Source organism: Pantoea phytobeneficialis (assembly GCF_009728735.1).
Lineage (GTDB): Bacteria > Pseudomonadota > Gammaproteobacteria > Enterobacterales > Enterobacteriaceae > Pantoea > Pantoea phytobeneficialis.
In genome coordinates this window covers 2,831,050-2,855,920 of record NZ_CP024636.1, presented here as the reverse complement: position 1 = coordinate 2,855,920, position 24,871 = coordinate 2,831,050, and the positions used below count along the sequence as shown (strand labels likewise).

Annotated in this window: 24 protein-coding genes, 5 tRNA genes and 1 other annotated feature; of the genes, 7 read left to right on the top strand and 22 right to left on the bottom strand. The window is 52.0% G+C overall.

What is annotated here, in order from left to right:
• Positions 1-550 precede the first annotated feature (550 nt).
• The 3 genes from clpB to rluD form a co-directional block, all read right to left on the bottom strand.
• Positions 551-3,124, bottom strand: a complete 2,574-nt coding sequence (clpB, locus tag CTZ24_RS13225) for an ATP-dependent chaperone ClpB (protein WP_208723750.1) — start codon at positions 3,122-3,124, stop codon at positions 551-553.
• Positions 3,125-3,249: 125 nt separating this feature from the next.
• Positions 3,250-3,978, bottom strand: coding sequence for a purine nucleoside phosphorylase YfiH (gene yfiH / locus CTZ24_RS13220; protein ID WP_208723749.1), 729 nt, complete (start codon positions 3,976-3,978; stop codon positions 3,250-3,252).
• A complete protein-coding gene (rluD, locus tag CTZ24_RS13215; protein WP_021184452.1) occupies positions 3,975-4,955 on the bottom strand; it encodes a 23S rRNA pseudouridine(1911/1915/1917) synthase RluD in 981 nt (326 codons plus the stop codon). Before rluD ends, yfiH begins: the two co-directional genes overlap by 4 nt.
• Before the next feature lie 130 nt (positions 4,956-5,085).
• On the opposite strand from rluD, the gene bamD reads away from it, so the two are divergent.
• The 4 genes from bamD (at position 5,086) to pheA (ending at position 7,821) form a co-directional block, all read left to right on the top strand.
• Complete coding sequence (gene bamD, locus CTZ24_RS13210; protein WP_021184453.1) at positions 5,086-5,817, top strand: outer membrane protein assembly factor BamD; 732 nt, start codon at positions 5,086-5,088, stop codon at positions 5,815-5,817.
• A gap of 268 nt (positions 5,818-6,085) precedes the next feature.
• Positions 6,086-6,412, top strand: a complete 327-nt coding sequence (raiA, locus tag CTZ24_RS13205) for a ribosome-associated translation inhibitor RaiA (protein ID WP_013510195.1) — start codon at positions 6,086-6,088, stop codon at positions 6,410-6,412.
• Positions 6,413-6,510: 98 nt separating this feature from the next.
• Positions 6,511-6,635: a sequence feature (Phe leader region), on the top strand.
• The gene (pheL, locus tag CTZ24_RS13200; protein ID WP_100703679.1) at positions 6,512-6,559 is read left to right on the top strand and encodes a pheA operon leader peptide PheL; all 48 of its coding nucleotides are present in this window, start codon (positions 6,512-6,514) and stop codon (positions 6,557-6,559) included. Its footprint overlaps the feature before it by 48 nt.
• Positions 6,636-6,657: 22 nt before the next feature.
• Positions 6,658-7,821, top strand: coding sequence for a bifunctional chorismate mutase/prephenate dehydratase (gene pheA, locus CTZ24_RS13195; protein ID WP_021184455.1), 1,164 nt, complete (start codon positions 6,658-6,660; stop codon positions 7,819-7,821).
• Between the two features lie 33 nt (positions 7,822-7,854).
• Here the strand turns inward: pheA and tyrA are convergent, their stop codons facing one another.
• Together tyrA and CTZ24_RS13185 are read right to left on the bottom strand one after the other, a co-directional pair.
• Positions 7,855-8,976, bottom strand: coding sequence for a bifunctional chorismate mutase/prephenate dehydrogenase (gene tyrA / locus CTZ24_RS13190; protein ID WP_021184456.1), 1,122 nt, complete (start codon positions 8,974-8,976; stop codon positions 7,855-7,857).
• A gap of 6 nt (positions 8,977-8,982) precedes the next feature.
• Positions 8,983-10,062, bottom strand: a complete 1,080-nt coding sequence (locus CTZ24_RS13185; protein ID WP_021184457.1) for a 3-deoxy-7-phosphoheptulonate synthase — start codon at positions 10,060-10,062, stop codon at positions 8,983-8,985.
• Between the two features lie 300 nt (positions 10,063-10,362).
• Here CTZ24_RS13185 and CTZ24_RS13180 point away from each other — a divergent pair, with 300 nt between their 5' ends.
• Complete coding sequence (locus CTZ24_RS13180) at positions 10,363-10,884, top strand: GNAT family N-acetyltransferase (RefSeq protein WP_208723748.1); 522 nt, start codon at positions 10,363-10,365, stop codon at positions 10,882-10,884.
• 67 nt (positions 10,885-10,951) lie between these two features.
• Here CTZ24_RS13180 and rplS read toward each other — a convergent pair whose 3' ends face one another.
• From rplS to ffh, 5 genes are all read right to left on the bottom strand, one after another.
• Positions 10,952-11,299 (bottom strand): 50S ribosomal protein L19, encoded by a 348-nt coding sequence (gene rplS / locus CTZ24_RS13175; RefSeq protein WP_013510201.1) that lies wholly within the window; start codon positions 11,297-11,299, stop codon positions 10,952-10,954.
• Between the two features lie 42 nt (positions 11,300-11,341).
• Positions 11,342-12,106 carry a tRNA (guanosine(37)-N1)-methyltransferase TrmD gene (gene trmD / locus CTZ24_RS13170; RefSeq protein WP_021184497.1) on the bottom strand — a complete coding sequence of 255 codons (765 nt, stop codon included), beginning with the start codon at positions 12,104-12,106 and terminating at the stop codon, positions 11,342-11,344.
• 35 nt (positions 12,107-12,141) lie between these two features.
• Positions 12,142-12,690 (bottom strand): ribosome maturation factor RimM, encoded by a 549-nt coding sequence (rimM, locus tag CTZ24_RS13165; protein ID WP_021184498.1) that lies wholly within the window; start codon positions 12,688-12,690, stop codon positions 12,142-12,144.
• Positions 12,691-12,708: 18 nt separating this feature from the next.
• Positions 12,709-12,957 (bottom strand): 30S ribosomal protein S16, encoded by a 249-nt coding sequence (gene rpsP / locus CTZ24_RS13160; RefSeq protein WP_013510204.1) that lies wholly within the window; start codon positions 12,955-12,957, stop codon positions 12,709-12,711.
• 142 nt (positions 12,958-13,099) lie between these two features.
• Entirely contained in the window at positions 13,100-14,461 is a 1,362-nt protein-coding gene (ffh, locus tag CTZ24_RS13155; protein WP_208723747.1) for a signal recognition particle protein, read from the bottom strand.
• 166 nt (positions 14,462-14,627) lie between these two features.
• Between ffh and CTZ24_RS13150 the strand changes: the two genes are divergently transcribed.
• A complete protein-coding gene (locus CTZ24_RS13150; RefSeq protein ID WP_013510206.1) occupies positions 14,628-15,428 on the top strand; it encodes a cytochrome C assembly family protein in 801 nt (266 codons plus the stop codon).
• Between the two features lie 13 nt (positions 15,429-15,441).
• Positions 15,442-16,728, top strand: a complete 1,287-nt coding sequence (locus tag CTZ24_RS13145) for an HlyC/CorC family transporter (protein ID WP_208723746.1) — start codon at positions 15,442-15,444, stop codon at positions 16,726-16,728.
• A 51-nt stretch (positions 16,729-16,779) separates the two neighbouring features.
• Here CTZ24_RS13145 and luxS read toward each other — a convergent pair whose 3' ends face one another.
• From luxS to CTZ24_RS13085, 12 genes are all read right to left on the bottom strand, one after another.
• The gene (gene luxS, locus CTZ24_RS13140) at positions 16,780-17,295 is read right to left on the bottom strand and encodes an S-ribosylhomocysteine lyase (protein ID WP_036626543.1); all 516 of its coding nucleotides are present in this window, start codon (positions 17,293-17,295) and stop codon (positions 16,780-16,782) included.
• 149 nt (positions 17,296-17,444) lie between these two features.
• On the bottom strand, positions 17,445-19,049 hold the full coding sequence (gene gshA / locus CTZ24_RS13135) for a glutamate--cysteine ligase (RefSeq protein ID WP_208723745.1): 1,605 nt from the start codon (positions 19,047-19,049) through the stop codon (positions 17,445-17,447).
• A 31-nt stretch (positions 19,050-19,080) separates the two neighbouring features.
• Positions 19,081-19,509 (bottom strand): YqaA family protein, encoded by a 429-nt coding sequence (locus tag CTZ24_RS13130; protein ID WP_013510210.1) that lies wholly within the window; start codon positions 19,507-19,509, stop codon positions 19,081-19,083.
• Entirely contained in the window at positions 19,506-20,072 is a 567-nt protein-coding gene (gene yqaB, locus CTZ24_RS13125; RefSeq protein ID WP_208723744.1) for a fructose-1-phosphate/6-phosphogluconate phosphatase, read from the bottom strand. Before yqaB ends, CTZ24_RS13130 begins: the two co-directional genes overlap by 4 nt.
• A gap of 195 nt (positions 20,073-20,267) precedes the next feature.
• A tRNA-Arg gene (locus tag CTZ24_RS13120) sits at positions 20,268-20,344 on the bottom strand.
• Positions 20,345-20,397: 53 nt separating this feature from the next.
• Positions 20,398-20,474: transfer RNA gene (locus CTZ24_RS13115), tRNA-Arg, on the bottom strand.
• Positions 20,475-20,532: 58 nt separating this feature from the next.
• Positions 20,533-20,609: transfer RNA gene (locus CTZ24_RS13110), tRNA-Arg, on the bottom strand.
• 87 nt (positions 20,610-20,696) lie between these two features.
• Positions 20,697-20,773: transfer RNA gene (locus CTZ24_RS13105), tRNA-Arg, on the bottom strand.
• A 9-nt stretch (positions 20,774-20,782) separates the two neighbouring features.
• Positions 20,783-20,875: transfer RNA gene (locus CTZ24_RS13100), tRNA-Ser, on the bottom strand.
• Between the two features lie 284 nt (positions 20,876-21,159).
• Entirely contained in the window at positions 21,160-21,345 is a 186-nt protein-coding gene (gene csrA, locus CTZ24_RS13095) for a carbon storage regulator CsrA (RefSeq protein WP_013510212.1), read from the bottom strand.
• Positions 21,346-21,594: 249 nt separating this feature from the next.
• Complete coding sequence (gene alaS, locus CTZ24_RS13090) at positions 21,595-24,222, bottom strand: alanine--tRNA ligase (protein WP_208723743.1); 2,628 nt, start codon at positions 24,220-24,222, stop codon at positions 21,595-21,597.
• A gap of 136 nt (positions 24,223-24,358) precedes the next feature.
• Entirely contained in the window at positions 24,359-24,868 is a 510-nt protein-coding gene (locus CTZ24_RS13085; protein ID WP_021184506.1) for a regulatory protein RecX, read from the bottom strand.
• Positions 24,869-24,871 lie beyond the last annotated feature (3 nt).

Sequence of the window (24,871 nt, the reverse complement as noted above, 5' to 3'; positions counted from 1 at the left end):
CACTCGTCACCCAAGGAGCAAGCTCCTCTGTGCTACCGTTCGACTTGCATGTGTTAGGCCTGCCGCCAGCGTTCAATCTGAGCCATGATCAAACTCTTCAATTTAAAGTTTGATGCTCAAAGAATTAAACTTCGTAATGAATTACGTGTTCACTCTTGAGACTTGATATTTTTTAAGTCCGTAGACTTTTGATATCAATCCTGCGAGTGCCCACACAGATTGTCTGATAAATTGTTAAAGAGCAGTGCGANCAGCGGGTTAACCGTCTGTCGCGAGGTGGCGTATATTACGCTTTCCTCCTTCAGAGTCAATCTCTTTTTCGAGATTTTTCTCTGGCGGGATGAATCACTTCGTCCCTCGCTGACCGCCTGCGTTGCCGCTTTGCCGTGTCAGTGGAGGCGCATTATAGGGAGATAATTCTGACTGACAAGCGCTAATTTAAACTTTTTGCGCGACCGCTCACTTTCCAGGCAAGGCGTTGCAAAATGCAGCAAAATCCTGTGCGAAAGGCATAAAAAACGGGCCCGCAGGCCCGTTATCGTCATTTTATCTATTGATGCGCGACAATCGCATCATCTTTCACATCCATCTCGATGGTTTTACCCGGGACCAGCGCACCAGAAAGAATCTGTTGTGCCAGTGGGTTTTCAATCTGCTGTTGGATAGCACGTTTCAGCGGTCGTGCACCGTAAACCGGATCGTAACCATTTTCTCCCAACAAGCGAATTGCTTCGTCCGAAATATGTAGCTGATAGCCACGCTCCTCCAGACGTTTATACAACCGCTGCAACTGAATCTGCGCGATAGATGCAATGTGTTTTTCACCCAACGGATGGAAGACCACCACTTCATCAATACGGTTAATAAACTCCGGACGGAAATGATGACCAACAACCGACATCACCAGATCCTTCATTTCAGGATAATCCAGCGCACCAAACCGTTCCTGAATCAAATCCGATCCCAGGTTCGAAGTCATGATTACTACCGTGTTACGGAAATCGACCGTGCGACCCTGCCCATCGGTTAAGCGGCCATCATCCAGCACCTGCAGCAAAATGTTGAACACATCCGGATGCGCTTTCTCTACCTCATCCAGCAAAATCACTGAATAGGGACGACGACGCACCGCTTCAGTCAGATAACCGCCCTCTTCATAGCCGACATATCCCGGAGGAGCCCCCACCAAACGCGATACCGAATGTTTTTCCATAAATTCGGACATGTCGATACGCACCATGGCGTCGTCGCTGTCGAACAGGAAGTTTGCCAGCGCTTTGCACAGCTCAGTTTTACCCACCCCGGTAGGCCCCAGGAACAGGAAGGAACCAATCGGACGATTCGGATCGGACAACCCTGCACGACTGCGTCGAATGGCATTCGACACCGCTTCAACCGCTTCATCCTGTCCGATAACACGCGCATGCAGCTCCTGCTCCATCCGCAGCAATTTATCGCGCTCCCCTTCCATCATGCGGGCCACCGGAATACCGGTCCAGCGCGCCAGCACATCGGCAATTTCCACATCCGTTACGCGGTTACGTAACAGTTTCATGGTTTTGCCTTCTGACTGGGTTGCCGCTGCCAGTTGTTTCTCCAGCGCCGGGATTTTGCCGTACTGCAATTCAGACATCTGCCCCAAATCACCCACACGACGCGCCTGCTCCAGCGACAATCGCGCCTGCTCCAGTTCAGCCTTGATATTCTGCATCCCGGTCAGAGACGCTTTTTCTGCTTTCCACTCTTCTTCCAGCTCGGCGTATTCACGCTCTTTCTGGTCGAGTTCTGTTTCCAGCATCTCCAGACGTTTAACACTGGCATCATCAGACTCTTTCTTCAGAGCCTGCTGCTCCAGTTTAAGCTGGATAATACGGCGGTCGAGTCGATCCAGCGGTTCGGGTTTCGAATCAATTTGCAGACGAATGCTGGACGCGGCCTCATCGATCAAGTCGATGGCTTTATCCGGCAATTGACGGTCTGCAATATAACGATGCGAAAGCGTTGCCGCTGCCACAATCGCCGGGTCAGTAATCTGCACATGGTGATGCAGTTCATAACGCTCTTTCAGGCCACGCAAAATAGCGATGGTGTCTTCAACACTCGGCTCAGCAACAAAGACTTTCTGGAAACGACGCTCCAGCGCAGCGTCTTTTTCAATGTATTGACGATATTCATCCAGCGTCGTGGCACCGACACAATGAAGCTCACCGCGCGCCAGCGCAGGTTTCAGCATATTACCGGCATCCATGGCGCCATCGGCTTTACCGGCACCCACCATGGTATGCAGCTCATCAATAAACAGGATGACGTTGCCTTCCTGCTTCGCCAGGTCGTTCAACACCCCTTTCAGGCGCTCTTCAAATTCACCACGATATTTCGCGCCAGCCACCAGCGCACCCATGTCGAGTGCCAGTACCCGACGACCTTTCAGCCCTTCCGGTACTTCACCATTGATGATGCGCTGTGCCAGCCCCTCAACGATCGCGGTTTTACCCACCCCTGGCTCACCAATCAGTACCGGGTTATTTTTGGTACGGCGTTGCAACACCTGAATGGTACGACGTATTTCTTCGTCACGACCGATCACCGGATCGAGTTTGCCCATTTCGGCACGCTCGGTCAGATCGATGGTGTATTTTTTTAATGCCTGACGCTGATCTTCAGCCCCCTGGTCGTTCACGTTCTCTCCCCCTCGCAATTGCTCGATGGCCTTAGCGAGTTTTTCTGAGGTTGCGCCGGCAGATTTAAGTAAATCCGCCAACGAACCGCGTGAATCCAGGGCCGCCAGAACAAATAATTCAGATGAAATAAAGTTATCGTTGCGCTTTTGCGCCAGTTTGTCGCACAGGTTGAGCACACGCACCAAATCGGCGGACGGCTGTACATCGCCATCCGTGCCTTCAACTTGTGGTAATCGATTAATAGCCTGATCAATGCCGGTACGTAGGCCAGCCACATCGGCACCCGCGGCACTGAGCAACGGACGCACCGATCCGCCTTCCTGATTGAGCAATGCGCTCATCACATGAAGGGGTTCAATGAATTGATTATCGTGTCCCAGAGCAAGGGACTGTGCATCGGCCAGGGCCAACTGGAATTTGTTGGTAAGACGATCCAGACGCATGATTCCTCCCGTTACAGGTCAAAATGCTACTGGAGATTAAATGAGGTCATCCCTCAAATTTTTCAAGGTTAATGACCTGAGTTGTGAGCAAAAAATACGCTACTGGATCGTCTTGTGGCGTAAGGTTATCTCAGCCAAATCAAAGTTGCCATACGCCCGGTGATACGATCGCGTCGGAAGGAGAAAAAATCGTCGTTTTCATGCCAGGTACAGCGCGATGATCCACTGATGGAGTGCACACCTGCCGCCTGTAGACGCTGACGCGCCAACAGCCAGATGTCGGCAAAATATTTTTCCCCGACCGGACGAAATGCCGCATCGGCACGAATATCATGCGCCATAAATGCCGCTCGAACTTCGGCACCCACTTCAAAAGCCTGTGGGCCAATGGCCGGCCCCAGCCACGCATAAATCTCATTGGGGGGACAGTGAAATTGCGCCAGTGTCTGTTCCAGCACACCATTACACAAGCCACGCCACCCCGCATGGGCTGCGGCGACCTCACTGCCATCACGGGCGCAAAATAACACTGGCAAACAATCCGCCGTCATCACAGCACAAACCACACCTGCTTCACGGGTGATCGCCGCATCCGCATCAGGAATCAAGTTATCATGGGGCAGACGCACCACATCCTGACCGTGCACCTGATTGAGCCATTGTGGCATAGCGGGCAATTGTGCCCGCTCAACCAGACGCTGACGATTAAGCATCACATGATCTTCACTGTCGCCGACATGACCGCCGAGATTCAGTGAGTTCCAGGGCGCCAGGCTCACTCCGCCGTGACGCGTTGTGGAACATGCCCGAACCCGAGCCGGTGCAGGCCAGTCCGGGATGATCAGGTCACTCATAACCAGTCCAGCTGATCGCGGAACATATCGGTGTCGGCTTTCAGGGCGTCGATCAAATCAACCATATCCTGCGGCAGCGGCGCGTGCCACTCCATCTCAATACCTGTGATCGGATGGTAGAGACGCAGCATAGTCGCGTGCAACGCCTGGCGATCGAAGCCACGTAACGTCGCGATAAACTCGTCGGAAGCACCTTTCGGAGGACGAGGACGACCACCATAAAGCGGATCGCCTACCAGCGGATGGTTGATATGGGCCATATGCACACGAATCTGGTGGGTACGCCCCGTTTCCAGCCGCAGACGCAAACGGGTGTGCGCACGGAAATGTTCCATGATGCGATAATGCGTGGTCGCTGGTTTGCCCATCGGATGCACCGCCATATGGGTACGTTTGGTCGAGTGACGCGCCATCGGCTCATTTACCGTACCACCCGCCGTCATGGTGCCAATCGCTACCGCTTCGTACTCACGGGTAATTTCGCGCAGTTGCAGGGTTTCAACCAGATGGGTTTGTGCCGGAACGGTTTTTGCCACCACCATCAACCCGGTGGTGTCTTTATCCAGACGATGGACAATACCCGCACGCGGTACATCAGCGATCGGCGGATAATGGTAAAGCAGCGCATTCAGCACCGTCCCATCCGGATTGCCTGCACCAGGGTGCACCACCAAGTCGCGGGGTTTATTAATGACGATGATATCGTCGTCTTCATAGACGATATTCAACGGGATATTTTGCGCTTCCCAGCGTTGTTCTTCTTCGATTTCAGCGCTGATCGACACCTGCTCGCCGCCCAGAACCTTTTCTTTCGGTTTGTCGACCACGGTGCCATTGACGCTGACGCGACGCTCGAGGATCCATTCTTTTATGCGAGAACGTGAATAATCAGGGAACAATTCCGCCAAAGTCTGATCTAAGCGTTGTCCAAGTTGTGCTTCGGACACCGTTGCGGTGAGTTGAACTTGTTGTGCCATATACAGCTTCTTCGTTAACGTTGGGTTTTCACGGCGATGCCGTTTAATATAATGTGCTATCGTACCTGGTCATTACCGGGAGCTACACGGACAGCTTCCGCCATAACACTTTGAGGATAATCATTTCGTCATGACGCGTATGAAACATCTGGTGGCTGCTGCCACACTGAGCCTGGCACTGGTGGGTTGCTCCGGTTCTAAGGACACAGTACCGGACAGCCCGCCGTCTGAGATTTACGCCACAGCTCAGCAAAAACTGCAGGACGGTAACTTTAAAGCGGCGATTAAGCAACTGGAAGCGTTGGATAACCGCTATCCGTTTGGCCCGTATTCTCAGCAGGTACAGCTGGATTTGATCTACGCGTATTATAAAAATGCCGATCTGCCGCTGGCGCAAGCCGCTATCGCACGCTTTATGCGTCTCAACCCGACTCATCCGAACATCGACTACGTCATTTACATGAAAGGTCTGACGGATATGGCGCTGGATGATTCCGCACTACAGGGCTTCTTCGGTATTGATCGTTCCGATCGCGATCCGACCCATGCCCGTGATGCATTCCGCGACTTCTCCCAGCTGCTGCGCGGTTACCCGAACAGCCAATATGCCGCAGATGCACAGAAACGCCTGGTGTTCCTGAAAGAGCGCCTGGCGAAGTATGAACTTTCAGTGGCGCAATTCTATACCAAGCGCGGTGCTTATGTCGCTGTTGTTAACCGTGTAGAAGGGATGATGAGAGATTATCCGGACGCGCAAGCCACTCATGAGGCGCTGCCGCTGATGGAAAATGCCTATCGCCAGCTCCAACTGACTGCTGAGGCCGATAAAGTGGCGAAAATTATCGCCGCCAATAACGCCTGATTCGCAGCCAACAAAAAAGCAGCCTTCATTGGCTGCTTTTTTTTGGTGAAAAATCAGACAAAAATCGGATTTATCGCCCCGGTTAACTCGTCAATCTTGCCCCGTTCATCCCCGCGCTTCAAGCTTTTTCCGCCACTTTCCCGGCCTTTCTCACAATTTGTTGGCATTGACAAAAAGTGACATTTTTACGTGATCTTGATCACACATTTTCCGTGTTTCCGCGGTATGCTGGACCTACCCAGACGGAAATGACAGAGAGGTTTGAATGATGATTCTGAACATTACCAGTAAACAAATGGAAATCACTGCGGCTATCCGCAACCATGTCGAAGACCGTCTCGCCAAGCTGGAAAAATGGCAAACTCACCTGATAAATCCGCACATTGTGTTATCGAAAGAGCCGAAAGAATTTGTGGCCGACGCCACGATTAACACACCAAACGGCACGCTGGTCGCCAGCGCGAAACATGATGATATGTACACCGCAATCAACGACCTGATTGCCAAGCTGGAGCGACAGCTCAATAAAGCGCAACACAAACCTGAAGCGCGTCGCGCCACCACGAGTGTTAAAGATTTTACTCCGGCGGGATAAACCCCGATTCTCTCAGCAACGCGCCTACGGGCGCGTTTTTTATTGACAGCCTTAAATCAGTGCGGTTAATCTCGGGTCACTTTATTTATGGAAACTACCATGAAACATCTGCCGTTCTTCTTCGCATTCTTTTTTACCTTCCCCTGATTGGGAGGCGATTCGTCATGTGAAAATGAATGCGAAGACGAACAACAAAGCCTCCCAACCGGGAGGCTTTTTTATTGGACAGCTTACAGGTGAGCCTTATGAACCCCGATAATCCACTGCTGGCATTACGCGACAAAATCAGCGCTGTTGATGAGAAGCTACTGACGTTACTGGCTGAGCGCCGCAGCCTGGCAGTTGAAGTGGCGCAAGCCAAACTGGCAACCCATCGCCCGATCCGCGATGTCGAACGTGAACGTGCCCTGCTGGAAAACCTGATTACTCTTGGGAAGAAACACCAGCTTGATGCACACTACATCACACGTCTTTTCCAACTGGTGATTGAGGATTCTGTGCTGACCCAGCAGGCGTTGCTGCAAAAGAATCTCAACCATCCGCATGCTCATGCCCCGCGTATTGCGTTTCTCGGTCCGAAAGGCTCCTATTCACACCTTGCGGCACGCAAATACGCCGCCCGTCACTTCGATTCGATGGTGGAAAGTGGTTGTCTTAAGTTTCAGGATATCATTCAGCAAGTGGAAAGCGGCCAGGCTGACTATGCGGTGATGCCGATTGAGAACACCTCTTCTGGTTCCATCAATGACGTTTATGACCTGCTGCAACAAACCTCGCTGTCGATTGTGGGTGAGCTGACCATTCCTATCGAACATTGCGTGTTAGTCAGTGGCAACACCGATTTACAGCAGATTGAAACCGTCTACAGCCATCCCCAACCGTTCCAACAGTGTAGCCAATTCATCAACCGTTTCCCGCAATGGAAAATTGAGTACACCGAAAGCACTGCCGCCGCGATGGAAAAAGTGGCTGCGATGAATTCACCAAAAGTCGCCGCACTCGGCAGCGAAGCCGGTGGCGAGTTGTATCAATTACAGGTGCTGGAACGTGATCTGGCTAATCAGCAGCAGAACCATACACGTTTTATTGTGCTGGCACGTAAGCCGATTGATGTCTCCGACCAGGTTCCGGCAAAGACAACGTTGATTATGGCGACGGGCCAACAGGCGGGCGCGCTGGTTGAAGCGCTGCTGGTTCTGCGTCAGCACAACCTGATCATGAGCAAGCTGGAATCGCGCCCGATTAACGGCAACCCGTGGGAAGAGATGTTTTACATTGATGTGCAAGGCAATCTGCAATCTGACAGCATGCAGCGCGCGCTGGAAGAGTTACGCGGTCTGACGCGTTCGTTGAAAGTGCTCGGCTGTTACCCGGGTGAGAATGTGGTGCCGGTAGAGCCGCGCATCTAAGCAAAAGGGCATCCTTGCGGATGCCCTTTTCTTTTATTGTCGGCTGTCGTTGGCTGAACGCAACATGCTGCGGCTCTCAACCAGGAAGCGTTTCGCGTAGTCACCAAACCAGTGTTCCACACGCTGGAAGCTCTCAATAAACGCTTGTTTATCACCATGCTCCAGTAAGGTAATCGCCTCACCAAAGCGCTGATAGTAACGCTTAATCAGCGCGATATTGCTTTCTGAAGACATAATGATATCTGCGTAAAGCTGTGGATCCTGAGCAAACAACCGCCCAACCATCGCCAACTCCAACCGATAAATCGGTGAGGACAATGCCAGCAGCTGATCCAGATTGACGTTCTCTTCCGCCAGATGCAGACCATACGCAAAGGTCGCGAAGTGACGCAGCGCCTGGATAAAGGCCATGTTTTGGTCATGTTCAACAGCACTGATGCGGTGGAGCCGTGCACCCCACACCTGAATCTGTTCAAGGAACCACTGATACGCCTCTGGCTGACGCCCGTCGCACCACACCACAACCTGTTTTGCCAGGCTACCACTGTCCGGACCAAACATCGGATGCAGCCCCAACACCGGGCCATTATGAGCCGCCAGCATCGCTTGCAATGGTCGATTCTTCACCGATGCCAGATCGACCAGAATGCAGTCTTCCGGCAACGTTGGCAGTTGCGCGATAATCTGTTCTGTCAGATGGATCGGTACACTGATAATCACCATACCGGCATCTTTCAATAACGCGTCAGCCTGGTCCCAATCCTCTTTATCGAGCAAGCGAACCTGATAACCAGACAAGGTCAGCATCTTCTCAAACAGACGCCCCATCTGACCACGGCCACCGACAATCACCACCGGACGCAGCGTCGGACACAGAGTTTTAAAGCCTTTGTCGTTTTCACTGGTGTAGGATTCCCGCATCAGACGGCGCAGCACATCCTCAATCAGATCCGGTGGTACACCGAGCGCCTCGGCTTCCTGACGACGTGAAGCCAGCATACTGGCTTCGCGTTCTGGCACATAAATCGGTAAGCCATAACGGCTTTTTACTTCACCTACTTCAGCAACCAGCTCGAGTCGCTTCGCCAGCAACCCAAGCAGGGCTTTATCTACTTCATCGATTTGATCGCGTAGCGCGGTCAGTTCAGCCACCATGACTCATTACACCTCGTGTGACAGACGCGCCGACAGCACTCCCTGCAGATCCTGATGGATTTCGCGCAGTAAGGTTTCGGTAGTATCCCAGTTGATGCAGGCATCGGTGACGGACACACCGTATTTCATCTCACTACGCGGCTGCTCAGATGACTGGTTGCCTTCATGAATATGGCTTTCCAGCATCAGGCCAATAATGGAGCGGTTTCCATCTTTAATCTGGGCAATAGCCGATTCGGCTACTCCGGGCTGACGGCGATAGTCTTTGTTAGAATTGCCATGGCTGCAATCTATCATTAAGGCCGGACGCAGTCCCGCTTTGAGCATCTCTTTTTCACACTGCGCAACATCTTCCGGGCCGTAATTGGGTGCTTTACCACCACGCAGGATCACATGACCATCCGGATTGCCCTGGGTCTGCAACAGGCAAACCTGACCGGCCTGGTTGATACCGACAAAACGGTGCGGCATCGCAGCAGCGCGCATGGCGTTAATTGCAGTGCCCAGGCTACCATCAGTACCGTTTTTAAAGCCAACCGGCATGGAAAGACCTGAAGCCATCTCGCGATGGGTCTGAGATTCGGTGGTACGCGCACCAATCGCTGACCAGCTGAACAGATCACCAAGGTATTGTGGGCTATTCGGATCGAGCGCTTCCGTCGCCAGCGGCAGTCCCATCTCCACGAGGTTCACCAGCAGCTGACGCGCAATGTGCAGCCCGGCTTCCATATCAAACGAGTTGTTCATATAGGGATCGTTGATCAACCCTTTCCAGCCGACGGTAGTACGGGGTTTCTCAAAATAGACACGCATAACGATGTACAGCTGATCCTTCAACTGTTCAGAAAGGTTTTTCAACAGACCCGCGTATTCAAGTGCAGCTTCGGTATCGTGGATTGAACAAGGACCACATACCACCAGCAGGCGCGGATCGCGGCCAGCGATGATATCGGAGATAGTCTGACGTGAAGCGGCAATTTGCGCTTCCTGAGCAGCACTCAGCGGGAATTTCGCCTTCAGTTCTCCGGGGGTAATTAAAATTTGTTCATCGGCGATATGCACATTGTTCAGCGCGTCTTTTTGCATGATAGCGATCCTTTTTACTCGTTTATGCGTGTTGGGATCCTCACTGAGGATGGCGCTCACTTTACCATAAGCCGTAAATGATGCAATCCACAGATGTACACTTTTATTACCACATCATTTCATCACCATGATAAATATAAATTTATTATTTTAAAAACATGATGTTAAATTAAAAAACCACTCCACAAGCCAAATAGATAAGTGTAAATAATTGATTACACCAACATTCAAAACAACATAAGATTATTGCGCAGACCTGCGCTAACATTTTGTTATACGTAGCTTTTCAGGATCAGTTTTATGAGTATTCGCCATGTTGGTCTTCGACCTTTTCATTTGCAGGACGCCGCCTCTTTTGCCCAGGCAGTGAATGAATCCCTCACCAGTCTGACGCCCTGGATGGCGTGGGCACACGATAATTATTGCAGCGATGAGGCTAGCAGTTGGATCAACTTTACTCATATCCAGCGCGTCAAAGGAGAAGCCGAAGAGTTCGCGATTGTCGATGAAAACGATCAGTTGCTGGGCGGTGCCGGTATTCGTTTTGCTCAACAGCCTGGAGAATTTTGCGCATTAGGTTATTGGGTCCGATCGACAGCTCAGCGTCAGGGAGTAGCAACACGCGCAGTCGCCCAACTGATTGCGTTAGGCTTCCAGTCACCCGAGGTGAAGTTGCTGGAGATTCTGGCGGCTGCCGATAACCGCGCCAGCCGCGCAGTGGCTGAGCGCAGTGGCTTCAGCTTTGTCGATTACCGCTACGGTTTAATCGTGCTGGAAAGTGGCCCGGTGAATACCGCCATTTATCATTTAAAACGCGGATAAAAAAAGGGGCTGGCAGATGCCAACCCCTTGTTTGCTATTAACTTTGAGATGTCGCTTACGCGAGCTCTTAGTTAAGACGCTCTTTGATACGAGCAGACTTACCAGTACGCTCACGCAGGTAGTACAGTTTGGCTTGACGCACAGCACCACGACGTTTAACAGCGATGCTGTCAATTACCGGAGAGTGAGTCTGGAAGACACGCTCAACGCCTTCGCCGTTAGAAATCTTGCGAACAGTGAATGCAGAGTGCAGACCGCGGTTACGAATAGCGATAACCACGCCCTCGAATGCCTGCAGACGTTTCTTAGAACCTTCAACGACCCATACTTTCACTTCCACGGTATCACCCGGACGGAAGGAAGGTACGTCCTGTTTCATCTGCTCTTGTTCAAGTTGCTTGATAATGTTGCTCATAATTAAATCTCTTATCCTGGGTAAACTGATAGTCAGGGAAGATTACTCTTCCGCCTCATCGTTTTGTTGCTGCTGATGTTCACGCTTGAACTCAGTAAGCAACCTTGCTTGCTCTTCAGTCAGAGCCAGGTTTTCCAGAAGTTCAGGTCTTCTCAGCCAGGTACGGCCTAGCGACTGTTTCAGGCGCCAACGGCGAATATCGGCATGGTTCCCCGACAGTAAAACTGCCGGTACATCCATTCCTTCTAACACTTCAGGTCGGGTATAGTGCGGGCAATCCAGCAAACCATCCGAGAACGAATCCTCATCGGCTGACGCCTGTTTTCCCAGCACGCCAGGAATAAACCGGGCGACCGAGTCAATTAACGTCATGGCTGGCAGCTCACCGCCACTGAGTACGTAATCACCGATTGACCATTCTTCATCAATTTCGGTTTGAATAACGCGCTCATCTATTCCTTCATAGCGACCACAGACCAGAATCAACTTCTGATGTGTCGCCAGTTCGCAAACGCCCTGTTGGTCGAGTTTGCGTCCCTGAGGTGAAAGATAAATCACCTTAGCACCTTCCCCCGCCGCTGCTTTCGCTGCGTGGATGGCGTCCCGCAAGGGTTGCACCATCATCAACATCCCCGGTCCGCCGCCGTAAGGACGATCGTCTACGGTACGGTGCCGGTCGTGCGCGAAGTCACGAGGACTCCAGCTCTCAATGTTGAGCAGGCCATTTTTTACTGCCCGGCCAGTTACCCCGTAATCGGTAATAGCGCGAAACATCTCTGGAAACAGGCTAATAACACCAATCCACATCGCGTTCGCCGTTGCGTTACCGGTTTGTCCGGAGATCAAAAACCAGGATCCCAATCTACTTCAATAGTGCCAGTAGCGAGATCGACTTTCTTGATAACCTGTTCATCAAGAAACGGTATTAACCGTTCCTGTGCACCGAATGCATCTTTCAGGTTTGCCTTAACGACGAGAACGTCGTTCGAGCCGGTCTCCATCAAATCAATGACTTTGCCCATTTCGTAGCCTTCGAGGTTTACTACTTTGCAACCCATCAGGTCTTTCCAGTAGTAATCACCCTCTTCCAGCGGTGGCAGCTGCGCGGAATCAACCGTAATTTCGCAATTGGTTAATTGAGCCGCGGCATCCCGATCGTCAACGCCTTTGACTTTGATGATCAGGTCCTGATTGTGGTGCTTCCAGCCTTCCAGTTCGACCAGCTGCCATTGACCGGCGTGCTGAATAAACCAGGGCTGATAGTCGAAGATACTTTCGGCTTCTTCGGTGGAAGAAAACACTTTGAGCCAGCCCCGAATGCCGTAAGCGGCACCCATCTTCCCCAGTACAACCGGGTTAGCGGGAGGCTGTGCGGCAGGTTTTCTGCTCATGCTCACCACCGTGACAGATTAAGCTGCTTTTTTTGCTTCTTTGATCAGCGCGTTAACGCGATCAGAAAGCGTTGCGCCCTGGCCAACCCAGTGCTCAATACGGTCCAGATCCAGACGCAGACCTTCAGCCTGACCAGCAGCGATCGGGTTGAAGAAACCTACGCGCTCGATGAAGCGACCGTTACGAGCATTGCGGCTGTCAGTAACGACGACCTGATAGAACGGACGCTTTTTAGCGCCGTGACGTGCCAAACGAATGGTTACCATAACATCCTCATTAGTTAATAAAACAACCGGGCCCCATCGAGGAACGGGGCCCGGGTGCAATATAAAAAGCCCGAAAATTTTACTCATTTTGGCGCAAAAAGCAACCTGAGCATCTCACTTTTCCGGCATTTAGCCGGTCACCTTAGCGACCGGGGAATCCTGGCGGCATCATGCCCTTCATACTGCGCATCATTTTCGCCATGCCGCCCTTCTTCATTTTCTTCATCATGCGCTGCATATCATCGAACTGCTTCAGCAGTCGGTTAACATCCTGCACCTGCATGCCTGAACCCAGAGCGATACGGCGTTTGCGGGAACCTTTGATGATTTCCGGCTTCTCGCGCTCTTTGCGCGTCATCGAGTTGATGATCGCTTCCATACGCACCAGCAGCTTATCGTCCATCTGCGATTTCACGTTATCCGGCAACTGTCCCATGCCCGGCAGCTTGCTCATCAAACTTGTCATGCCGCCCATGTTGCGCATCTGCTTCAGCTGATCAAGGAAGTCATTGAGGTCAAAGCCATCGCCGGTTTTCAGTTTCTTCGCCAGCTTCTCAGCCTGATCGCGGTCAACCTTGCTTTCGATATCTTCAATCAGCGACAGCACATCGCCCATGCCGAGGATACGTGAGGCGATACGATCCGGATAGAACGGCTCCAGCGCTTCAGTTTTTTCACCAACACCCATGAATTTGATGGGCTTACCGGTAATGTGACGAATCGACAGCGCCGCACCACCGCGCGCATCACCATCGACTTTGGTCAGGATCACACCGGTTAACGGCAGCGCTTCGTTGAACGCTTTCGCGGTGTTGGCAGCATCCTGGCCGGTCATCGCATCCACAACAAACAGGGTTTCTACCGGATTGATCGCGGCATGAACCTGCTTGATTTCGTCCATCATCGCTTCGTCAACGTGCAGACGACCGGCGGTATCCACTAACAGGACGTCGTAGAATTGCAGGCGCGCTTCTTTCAACGCGTTGTTGACGATATCAACAGGCTTCTGGCTCAGGTCCGACGGACAAAAATCCACGCCAACCTGCTGCGCCAATGTTTCCAGCTGACGGATCGCCGCAGGTCGATACACGTCAGCGGAGACAACCAGCACTTTTTTCTTATGCTTCTCACGCAGGAATTTACCCAGCTTGGCGACACTGGTAGTTTTACCCGCACCTTGCAGGCCAGCCATCAGCACCACAGCCGGCGGCTGCGCGGCCAGGTTGAGTGCATTATTTTCTGCACCCATCGCCTCGACCAGTTCATTGCGAACAATTTTGATGAATTCCTGACCTGGCGTCAGGCTTTTGTTCACATCATTGCCGACCGCGCGCTCTTTAACGCGGTTAATAAATTCACGGACTACCGGCAGCGCGACATCCGCCTCCAGCAACGCCATACGTACTTCACGCAGCGTGTCCTTGATGTTGTCTTCGGTCAGCCTTCCGCGGCCGCTGATATTGCGCAGGGTTTGCGACAAACGATCGGTTAAATTATCAAACATGCTCTCTCACTTAGAAACATAGCGAGGCCGCCTGGGCGACACAATGCGGCGGATTATAACACGAAGCCAGGCCGATCTCTGCAATTGACCTTCAGATCGTTTGGAGCCTGCTGCGGCTGACGTTATACTGCTTTTTTCCTTATCTGACTGACACCTGAAAGGATCTATGTTCGTTTTCGCGATCGTGGCGTTGTTCGCCTACTCTCTCAGCCTTGCTTTGATCATCCCCAGCCTGCTGAAACGCAATGGTGGCTGGCGGCGTTTTGCTGTGCTTTCCGCCTGTGTGGCGTTAATAGCCCACGCAGTGGCGTTACAACAACGCATTTTTGCCGTCGATAACGGGCAAAATCTCAGCCTGTTAAATATTGGCTCGCTGGTCAGCCTGCTGATTTGCGCCATTATGACTATCGTCGCCTCGCGCAATCGCGGTTGGCTGCTGCTGCCGGTTGTCTATAGCTTTGCATTGATCAATCTGGCGTTTGCCACTTTCGTGCCTAACGCTTTTATTACCCATCTGGAAACCACGCCAGGCATGATGATCCACATCGGTCTGTCGCTATTTGCCTACGCGACCCTGATTATTGCCGCGCTGTATGCGCTGCAACTGGCGTGGATCGATTATCAGCTGAAAAATAAAAAGCTGGCCTTCACTCAGGATATGCCGCCGCTGCTCAGCATTGAGCGCAAAATGTTTCACATCACCCAGATTGGCGTCGTGCTGCTGACGCTGGTGCTGGTGACCGGCCTGTTCTATATGCACAATCTGTTCAGCGCCGAGAATGTGGATAAAGCGGTGCTGTCGATCATTGCCTGGTTTGTTTATATCGTTTTGCTCTGGGGACACTACCACGAGGGCTGGCGCGGTCGCCGTGTCGTCTGGTTCAATTGCAGCGGTGCAATTTTGCTGACAATGGCCTACTTTGGCAGCCGCGTACTGCAACACCTGCTCACCCAATCTTCTCACTAAAGGAATTTTTGCGTTGGAACATGTTTCAACCACCACGCTGATCATCACGCTGGTCATCATGGTGCTGGTCTCGGCTTATTTCTCCGGTTCTGAGACCGGCATGATGACGCTCAATCGCTACAAACTGCGCCATCAGGCGAAAAACGGTCAGCGCAGCGCGCGCCGCGTCGAGAAGCTGCTGCGTCGCCCTGATCGTTTGATCAGCCTGGTGTTGATCGGCAACAACCTGGTCAACATCCTGGCATCAGCGTTAGGCACCATCGTGGGTATGCGTTTATACGGCGACGCCGGAGTAGCGATTGCCACCGGTATCCTGACTTTTGTGGTGTTGGTTTTCGCCGAGGTTCTGCCTAAAACGATTGCTGCGCTCTACCCGGAGAAGGTCGCTTATCCCAGCAGTTTTCTCCTCGCCCCCCTGCAATACGTCATGCTACCGCTGGTCTGGCTGTTGAATACCATTACGCGAGTTCTGATGCGGATGGTCGGCATTAAAACCGATGGTTCAATTAGCTCAGCGTTGAGTAAAGAAGAACTACGTACCATTGTGTATGAATCGCGTAGCCTTATGTCGCGTCGCAATCAGGATATGCTGCTGTCCGTGCTGGATCTGGAAAAGGTTGGCGTAGAAGACATCATGGTGCCGCGCAACGAGATTGTCGGCATCAACGTTAACGACGACTGGAAATCGGTGGTGCGTCAGCTCAGCCATTCGCCGCATGGCCGTATTGTTTTGTTTCGCGACTCACTGGACGACTGTGTTGGCATGCTGCGTGTGCGCGAAGCCTGGCGCACGATGACCGAGAAAAAAGAGTTTAACAAAGAGACGCTACTGCGTGCTGCCGACGAAATCTACTATGTGCCTGAAGGGACACCGCTGAACGTTCAACTGGTGAAATTCCAGCGCAATAAGAAGAAGGTCGGACTGGTCGTTGATGAATACGGCGATATCAAAGGTCTGGTAACCATCGAAGATATCCTTGAAGAAATCGTCGGTGATTTCACCACCTCAATGTCTCCCACGCTGGCAGAAGAAGTGATGCCGCAGAATGACGGTTCGGTGCTGATTGAGGGGGGGGCTAACGTGCGCGAAATTAACAAAGCGTTCAACTGGTCACTGCCGGAAGAGGAAGCCCGCACCATCAACGGTATGCTGCTGGAAGTGCTGGAAGAGATTCCGCAGGTGAATACTCAGGTTCAGGTCGGCAAGTATGATATCGATATTCTCGATGTGCAGGACAACATGGTGAAGCAGGTGCGCATTACACCGCACACGCCGCTCAAATCATCAATTGGTTCCTGACATAAAAATGCCGCGATTAACGCGGCATTTTTCTTTCTGCATCAGTAGCAACTAGATGTGCAGTTCGTGCAATTTTTCTTCCGGCAGTTTCAGCTCGTCGTTATAGTTAACGCCAATCTCATGTGCCAGCACGTTGCGCGCAATCTGCTGCGCTTCGTCCAGTGAGTGCAGCTTGTAGCTACCACATTGATACTCGTTCAATTCCGGGATCTGGTTCTGCTCTTTAACTTTCAGAACGTCTTCCATCGCCCCTTTCCACGCTTTTGCCACACGCTGCTCGTCCGGCGCGCCAATCAGGCTCATGTAAAAACCCGTGCGGCAACCCATCGGTGAAATATCGACGATTTCCACGCCTTCACCATTCAGGTGGTTACGCATAAATCCGGCGAAAAGATGCTCCAGCGTATGAATACCGCGCTCGGTCAGAATCTCTTTGTTTGGTCGGCAGAAGCGCAGGTCAAAAACGGTGATGGTATCGCCATGAGGAGTTTTCATGGTTTTCGCAACACGCACTGCGGGCGCCGCCATGATGGTGTGATCTACAGTAAAACTATCCAGCAGTGGCATATTGTCACCTCCTGTTTTGAGAATTTTTTTAAAACGATGAAACTTTTCTGTTCGCCCAACGTCTGAATATATGAAAGACGCGCATTTGTTATCATCATCCCTGACAACAGAGATGTTTATTCGGCCACAGTGATGTGGCCTTTTCTTTTTTACCCTTCCCGGCTGGCGAGATAGCTGGCGAAATCCAGCGTATCACTCTGTTCCAGCGTCTCCTGCGCGAGCACGGAAGCCTGTGCCTGGCGCGTAAAATCATCCTCGCTCAGAACCTCAAGCGGCTCCTCACACAGCAGATGACGATACTGTTCAGCCAATGCCACACCGGTTCCGGTCAAACCATTTTCCTTCATCGCATGAAGGATACGCGCCGAATAGGTTAGCTCAGGATCATCAAACGATGCCACCAGTTGATCGCAAACCTGTTGATATTGCGTGCTGCCCTCGTTGCTGTCGAGCACTTCTGCCACCCGACGCAGATCCGCAAACAACGCCTTGCCCACTTCAACCAGGGTATGCTGCGTCGCGCTGCATCCCACAGCAATCATCTGGCCCGGCTTACGACCTTCCAGCACCACACGATTCCAGTTTTTGCGGCTACAGAGCAACTCATCCGCGCTCATTTCCGGCGCATCCGCCAGCGTACACCAAATCAGGAACAAGTCGAGGAAACGCACCTGATTGGCATCGACACCAATCGCGGAGAACGGATTGATGTCCAGCGAGCGAACTTCAATATATTCAATGCCGCCGCGTTGTAGCGCGTCTGAAGGTGCTTCACCGCTACGTGTCACGCGTTTCGGACGAATCGGCGCATACAACTCGTTCTCAATTTGCAGCACATTCGTGTTCAGCTGCAACCAGTTACCATCGGCATCTTTGGTGCCAATGGCAGCGTATTCTTCAGAAGGTGTTTTGATCGCCGCTTTTAATGCCGCCACATAGCCTTCCAACGAGTTAAAGGTGATACCCAGTCCACTTTGCGATTTGTTGGTATAGCCAAGATCGCTCAAACGCAATGAGGTGGCATACGGCAGCCACAACGTACCTTTATCGTTCGTTTCAAACGGCAGATTGCTTTCCCGACCTTGCAGGAAGCTGGAGCAAATGGCTGGTGATGCGCCAAACAAATACGGGATCACCCAGCCGAAACGGTAGTAGTTACGAATAAGGCGCAGATACCCGGCGGAGATGGTCTCCTTACCGCTTTCCGCGTCTTTAACATCCGCCCACTCACGCCAGAATGACAGCGGCAGTGAGAAATTGTAATGGATGCCTGAAATGGTCTGCATCAGCGCGCCATAACGGTTTTTCAAACCCTGACGATACAACGTCTTCATTTTGCCGATATTGGAGCTGCCATATTGCGCCAGCTCGATTTTATCCGCATCGTCGATGATACAGGGCATGCTAAACGGCCACATGCGCTCCTGACCCAGCTCACGCGCCACATGGCGGTGAATATCGCGCAGGAAACTGAGCATGTGATCAATGTTCTGATCAACAGGCGTGATGAACTCGAGCAGCGTTTCAGCGAAATCGGTGGTAATCCAATCATGCTTCAGCGCTGACCCAAGGGACTCAGGGTGCCCGGTGGTTGCCAGGTGACCATCCGGCTCGACACGCAACGTTTCGCGTTCAATGCCACGGCCGATACCCTTTAACGCGTCGGGATGCGCTTCCAGCCAGGAAAGCGCTTTTGATACGTCCGGGATCACATTAACCTCCCGCTGTGCGAATAATTTATTTTTGTTCAGCATAATGTTAACCGTAGCCTCGAATCTGTGCGAATCAATGCCACCATTGCAAACCTTGCAAAGTGACCGTCGCGATAACGATGTAACGCAGTGTTTTACCGATGGCGAGAAACAACAACGCCGGAAGCCAGCCAACGCGCAACCAGCCTGCGAAGACGCAGAGCAGATCGCCCACCACGGGTAGCCAGCTAAACAACAGGGCTGCAGGTCCGAATCGGTGTAACCACGTCATTGCTGTGTTATGCCATCTCCCCTGCCCTTTTGGTGGCATCAGGCGACCAAGAAAAATGTTCGTCAAGCCGCCCAGCGTGTTTCCCACTGATGCAGCCAATAGCAACCCATAGACCGACCCTTTTTGGGCGATCAGTAGGGCAACCAGCATCGCTTCTGAGCTTCCCGGAAGGAGAGTGGCACTCAGAAAGCTACTGCCAAATAACGAGCCATAAGTCAGAAAGTCATTCACAGTAAACGGACATCAACCACATCCATACCTGCCGCTTTAGCGGCCTGCACGCCAAAATCAGCATCTTCAAATACCACACATCGTGCGGGAGCAACGCCCATCAGCTCGGCGCAGCGCAAAAAGGTATCAGGTTGCGGTTTATGGCGCAGGACATCATCGGCGCCGACGACTGCGGTAAAAAGATGATAAACCCCTAACTGCTTCAGCAACGCTTCCGCCAGGCTATGTTCACTGCCGGTCCCCACCGCCATCGGACGACGGCCATGATAAGCCTTGACCACTTCCATCAACGGCAACGGACGAACGCTATCCAGCAACATCGCTTTGAAGGCCACGGTCTTTTCCGCCGCCAGCTGATGTGGATCATGCGTAGCGTTGTTTTGCTCGATGATAAATTGCGCCAGCTGCCAGGTAGGCGCACCGTTTAAGCTCACCATTTTTTCGTCATCAATGGTGAAACCATAGCGGCTGAGAACCTGATGCCAGGCTTTTCGATGTGTCGGCTCGGAATCGAGAATCGTGCCGTCCATATCGAAAATCAAGGCGTCATATTGGTCGTACATTGTCACTCCGGACATCCTGCAAAGGTGCCCTTACTTTAACGTAATGCGCTCAGGTTGTCGCCAGGTGTGCTTAACAGCAAATGCTTTGAAAGCATTAGCAATTTTGGATTTAAGAAAAAGGTGAGAAAACGGTACCGCGCATAAATGACGGTTAATTCAGTGTTTTTATTTGAACGGCGAGTAAAGACGAGAGAATGGTGCATCCAGGAGGATTCGAACCTCCGACCGCTCGGTTCGTAGCCGAGTACTCTATCCAGCTGAGCTATGGATGCATTGAGAGTTTTTCTTGCGACGGACTGACTGAAGTTGATGATGAGACAAAGAATGGTGCATCCAGGAGGATTCGAACCTCCGACCGCTCGGTTCGTAGCCGAGTACTCTATCCAGCTGAGCTATGGATGCATTGAGAGATTTTCTTGCGATGGACTTACTGAAATCAACCTGGGAATGATACGAAGAATGGTGCATCCAGGAGGATTCGAACCTCCGACCGCTCGGTTCGTAGCCGAGTACTCTATCCAGCTGAGCTATGGATGCATTTCTGAAAATTCTTGTACAACGCAGGGTGCTAACAACTCACCACGAAAGGAACTGCTCGTTCACTCTTTACGACATCTTTTTCGATGGTGCATCCAGGAGGATTCGAACCTCCGACCGCTCGGTTCGTAGCCGAGTACTCTATCCAGCTGAGCTATGGATGCATCGAAAAATGGCGGTGAGGCGGGGATTCGAACCCCGGATGCAGCTTTTGACCGCATACTCCCTTAGCAGGGGAGCGCCTTCAGCCTCTCGGCCACCTCACCTTACGCGTTCTTACGAACTGTGCTGCTGAACTTTGTTTCCGCTCATCGGCACTGCGTGGCGCACATATTACTTTCCCGCACTTATAAGTCAAACAATTTTTCCCACTACAAGTTTGTTTGCACAAATGACAAACAATCCGCGCAATTTGCCGACAAAAAGAGTGATTAATCAACAGTAAAAGGTCGATACAGATAACAAAATGAGAAAGAGGAAAATAACAGGAAAAACAGAAAAGCAGGGGAAAAGCGGTAGCGCCTCGCCGCAAAGCGAGGCGCTGAATCCGTTAGTAACTCGTAGGCTGAGCTTTTTCTGCCTGGATGCGCTGATAGATCTCTTCGCGATGCACTGAAACCTCTTTAGGTGCATTGACGCCAATACGGACCTGGTTACCTTTAACTCCCAGCACCGTTACAGTCACCTCATCGCCAATCATGAGGGTTTCACCAACTCGACGAGTTAGAATAAGCATTCTTTGCTCCTTGAAAGATTAAAAGAGTCGGGCCTGTTCGGGTTCCCGGCCATATCCATCATATACTGCCGAACAATGTCTATGACAAATACACCATTGTGGTTTGTCACGCCAATACATTCTGCTGATAGTTAGTTTAGCCGAAATACACTGCCTCAACCTGACTTTGTCATTACCTGGTGCACATCGCGTTAAAAAGCGCCGGAACATCTGTTCCTGGCGCTCCTCACGATGCTTAGTTTTATTTCGTTACAGTCGATCGCTAACCCAGTCCTGCACACCTGCAAGCGCACCGGCCAGCGCCTGCGGATTAGTACCACCCGCCTGTGCCATATCCGGACGACCACCGCCTTTACCACCGACCTGTGCGGCCAGCTCACCGACCAGTTCACCCGCTTTGACACGGTCAGTCAGGTCTTTGGTTACCCCGGCAATCAATGACACTTTGCCTTCAGCAACGGTTGCCAGCACGATAATCGCGGAACCAAGCTGGTTTTTCAGGTCATCCATCATAGTACGCAACATCTTAGGCTCAACGTTGCTCAGTTCGCTCACCAGCAGCTTGGTGCCTTTCACATCCACGGCTTTACTACTGAGGGATGCGCTCTCTTGCGCAGCCTGCTGGTCACGCAGTTGCTGCAACTCTTTTTCCAGAGCACGTACGTGATCCACCAGACCACGCACTTTTTCGTTCAGATTGCTGCTGTTGGCTTTCACCAGATGCGCGATATCCTGCAACTGATGGCTTTGCGCATTGACTTGCGCCAGAGCGCCTTCACCGGTAACGGCTTCAATACGACGCACGCCTGCTGCGGTACCTGACTCAGACTGAATGCGGAACAGGCCAATATCACCGGTACGTGCTGCGTGCGTACCACCACAAAGCTCGGTGGAGAAATCACCCATGCTCAGCACGCGTACGCGCTGGTCGTATTTCTCGCCAAACAACGCCATTGCGCCCTTCGCTTTGGCTGCTTCCAGGTCCATGATATTGGTTTCAACTGCCAGGTTACGACGAATCTGGGCGTTGACGATATCTTCAACCTGACGGATTTCCTGCGGTTTCATCGCTTCAAAATGGGAGAAGTCGAAACGCAGGTATTTGTCGTTTACCAGCGAGCCTTTCTGCGCTACATGGTCACCGAGAACCTGACGCAACGCGGCATGCAGCAGGTGTGTCGCCGAGTGGTTCAGGCGAATACGTGCGCGACGCTCTTCATCAACCTGTGCATTCAGGCGATCGCCGACACGCAGTTGACCTTGAGTAAGCTTACCGATATGACCAATCGCCTGACCATACTTCTGTGTATCCTGGACGCTAAATTCAGCATTATTCCCAGCCAGTACACCGGTATCACCCACCTGCCCGCCTGACTCACCGTAAAACGGCGTTTCATCCAGTATCACTACCGCGTCCTGCCCTGCGCTGACCTGATCAACCGCTTGACCGTCAACAAACAGCGCCTGCACCGTGGAAGCCAATACCAACTGGTCGTAGCCTTTAAATGCCGAGGCCGAGTCAATACGAATTACGCTGTTATAATCGGCACCAAAGCCACTGGCTTCGCGTGCGCGCTGGCGTTGCTGCTCCATCGCCACTTCGAAACCAGCTTCATCGATCTTCAGATTACGCTCACGGCAGACGTCTGCTGTCAGGTCTACCGGGAAGCCGAAGGTATCATAGAGACGGAAGACGGTTTCACCATCAAGAGTATCACCTTGCAGTTTTGCCAGCTCTTCATCCAGCAATGCCAGACCACGCTCCAGCGTTTTCGCGAACTGCTCTTCTTCTGCTTTCAGGACATTCTCTACCTGAGTCTGCTGGCGTTGCAGATCTTCACCCGCTGAACCCATCACTTCAATTAGCGGTGCAACCAGTTTGTAGAAGAAGGCATCTTTTGCGCCAAGCATATTACCGTGACGTACTGCACGACGAATGATGCGACGCAGCACATAACCACGGTTTTCATTCGAAGGGATCACACCATCAGCAATCAGGAAAGCACAGGAACGGATATGGTCAGCAATAACGCGCAGTGATTTGTTGCTGAGGTCATTCGCACCCGTCACTTCAGCCACTGATTTAATCAGTTTGGCGAACAGGTCGATTTCGTAGTTGGAGTTTACGTGCTGCAATACCGCGGCAATACGCTCCAGGCCCATGCCGGTATCCACCGAAGGTTTTGGCAGCGGCAGCATGGTACCGTCGGCCTGACGGTTGAACTGCATGAACACGATATTCCAGATTTCAATGTAACGGTCGCCATCTTCTTCCGGGCTTCCCGGCGGGCCACCCCAAATATGATCGCCATGATCGAAGAAGATTTCACTGCACGGGCCGCACGGGCCGGTATCACCCATCTGCCAGAAGTTATCAGAAGCGTAAGCGCTACCTTTGTTATCACCGATGCGAATAATACGTTCGCGCGGAATACCAATGTCATTCGCCCAGATGTCATAGGCTTCATCGTCCGTTTCATAGACGGTGACCCAAAGACGTTCTTTCGGCAGCTTAAACCACTGCTCACCCGTCAGCAGTTCCCAGGCGTATGCAATCGCGTCTTTTTTGAAATAGTCGCCAAAGCTGAAGTTGCCCAACATTTCAAAGAAGGTGTGATGGCGTGCAGTGTAGCCCACGTTTTCGAGATCGTTGTGCTTACCACCGGCACGCACACAACGCTGCGCCGTGGTCGCACGCGAGTAATCGCGCTTATCCTGACCGAGGAAAACGTCTTTAAACTGGTTCATCCCGGCGTTGGTAAACAGCAGCGTCGGGTCGTTGTTCGGTACGAGGGAGCTGCTGGCTACAACCTGATGTCCCTTGCTATGAAAAAAGTCGAGAAACGCTTGACGGATCTCAGCAGTGCTCTTGCTCATAAATTTCCTGGAATCACGCTAACGAACGTTCCCTTTCGTCTGGCAAGCCGCATGCGCCCGACCCACCGCTGACTGAGGAACAAAAAGTGGGAATAAGATAAATTTTCTTCAGTGGGAAGTAAAATCCCATCGCCTTTCAGTCATCAAAATTTCTGAAAATGGCCTGAATATCTTCCATCAAAAAGCCTTTTGTCATCAAAAAACGCTGGACCTTGCTCTTCCCTGCCCAGTCTTTTGGTAACGGATCGCCAAACTTGCGCGTTGCCAGGTTAGCGGCGCACGCCACCCAGTTGACCTCAGTATCAAACAGCGCCTGGTCAATTTCATCGCGCGCGATGCCCTTTTGTTGCAGCTCCATACGGATACGTTGTGGGCCATAACCTTTGCGACTGCGGCTCAGGATAAAACGCTCCGTGAAACGTTGATCGTTTAACCAACCGTTTTGCTGACACCAATCAACCACCTGATCCAGCAGTTCATCCGGGATCGGTTCGACCGCTTCCTGCTTCATCCAGGCTGAGCGCTGATTGGAAAGTTGTAGTTTTCCCTTCAGCTCTTCACGGCTGTGATCACGCTGAGACAGGATACGCATCGCACGATCCAGTAAGCGGGAAAACGTTGGCGCGGGTGTCGGTGATGATGACATATG

Bases quoted from the DNA above. Each gene is read 5' to 3' on its own strand.
- bamD (WP_021184453.1), top strand. From the start codon at position 5,086: ATGACGCGTATGAAACATCTGGTGGCTGCTGCCACACTGAGCCTGGCA.
- tyrA (WP_021184456.1), bottom strand. From the start codon at position 8,976: ATGGTGGCTGAACTGACCGCGCTACGCGATCAAATCGATGAAGTAGAT.
- csrA (WP_013510212.1), bottom strand. From the start codon at position 21,345: ATGCTTATTCTAACTCGTCGAGTTGGTGAAACCCTCATGATTGGCGAT.
- yfiH (WP_208723749.1), bottom strand. From the start codon at position 3,978: ATGAGTGACCTGATCATCCCGGACTGGCCTGCACCGGCTCGGGTTCGG.
- CTZ24_RS13085 (WP_021184506.1), bottom strand. From the start codon at position 24,868: ATGTCATCATCACCGACACCCGCGCCAACGTTTTCCCGCTTACTGGAT.
- CTZ24_RS13150 (WP_013510206.1), top strand. From the start codon at position 14,628: ATGTTCGTTTTCGCGATCGTGGCGTTGTTCGCCTACTCTCTCAGCCTT.
- raiA (WP_013510195.1), top strand. From the start codon at position 6,086: ATGATTCTGAACATTACCAGTAAACAAATGGAAATCACTGCGGCTATC.
- rimM (WP_021184498.1), bottom strand. From the start codon at position 12,690: ATGAGCAGAAAACCTGCCGCACAGCCTCCCGCTAACCCGGTTGTACTG.
- CTZ24_RS13185 (WP_021184457.1), bottom strand. From the start codon at position 10,062: ATGCAAAAAGACGCGCTGAACAATGTGCATATCGCCGATGAACAAATT.
- ffh (WP_208723747.1), bottom strand. From the start codon at position 14,461: ATGTTTGATAATTTAACCGATCGTTTGTCGCAAACCCTGCGCAATATC.
- gshA (WP_208723745.1), bottom strand. From the start codon at position 19,049: ATGCTGAACAAAAATAAATTATTCGCACAGCGGGAGGTTAATGTGATC.
- pheA (WP_021184455.1), top strand. From the start codon at position 6,658: ATGAACCCCGATAATCCACTGCTGGCATTACGCGACAAAATCAGCGCT.
- yqaB (WP_208723744.1), bottom strand. From the start codon at position 20,072: ATGTACGACCAATATGACGCCTTGATTTTCGATATGGACGGCACGATT.
- rplS (WP_013510201.1), bottom strand. From the start codon at position 11,299: ATGAGCAACATTATCAAGCAACTTGAACAAGAGCAGATGAAACAGGAC.
- rluD (WP_021184452.1), bottom strand. From the start codon at position 4,955: ATGGCACAACAAGTTCAACTCACCGCAACGGTGTCCGAAGCACAACTT.
- trmD (WP_021184497.1), bottom strand. From the start codon at position 12,106: ATGTGGATTGGTGTTATTAGCCTGTTTCCAGAGATGTTTCGCGCTATT.
- rpsP (WP_013510204.1), bottom strand. From the start codon at position 12,957: ATGGTAACCATTCGTTTGGCACGTCACGGCGCTAAAAAGCGTCCGTTC.
- CTZ24_RS13180 (WP_208723748.1), top strand. From the start codon at position 10,363: ATGAGTATTCGCCATGTTGGTCTTCGACCTTTTCATTTGCAGGACGCC.
- alaS (WP_208723743.1), bottom strand. From the start codon at position 24,222: ATGAGCAAGAGCACTGCTGAGATCCGTCAAGCGTTTCTCGACTTTTTT.
- clpB (WP_208723750.1), bottom strand. From the start codon at position 3,124: ATGCGTCTGGATCGTCTTACCAACAAATTCCAGTTGGCCCTGGCCGAT.
- luxS (WP_036626543.1), bottom strand. From the start codon at position 17,295: ATGCCACTGCTGGATAGTTTTACTGTAGATCACACCATCATGGCGGCG.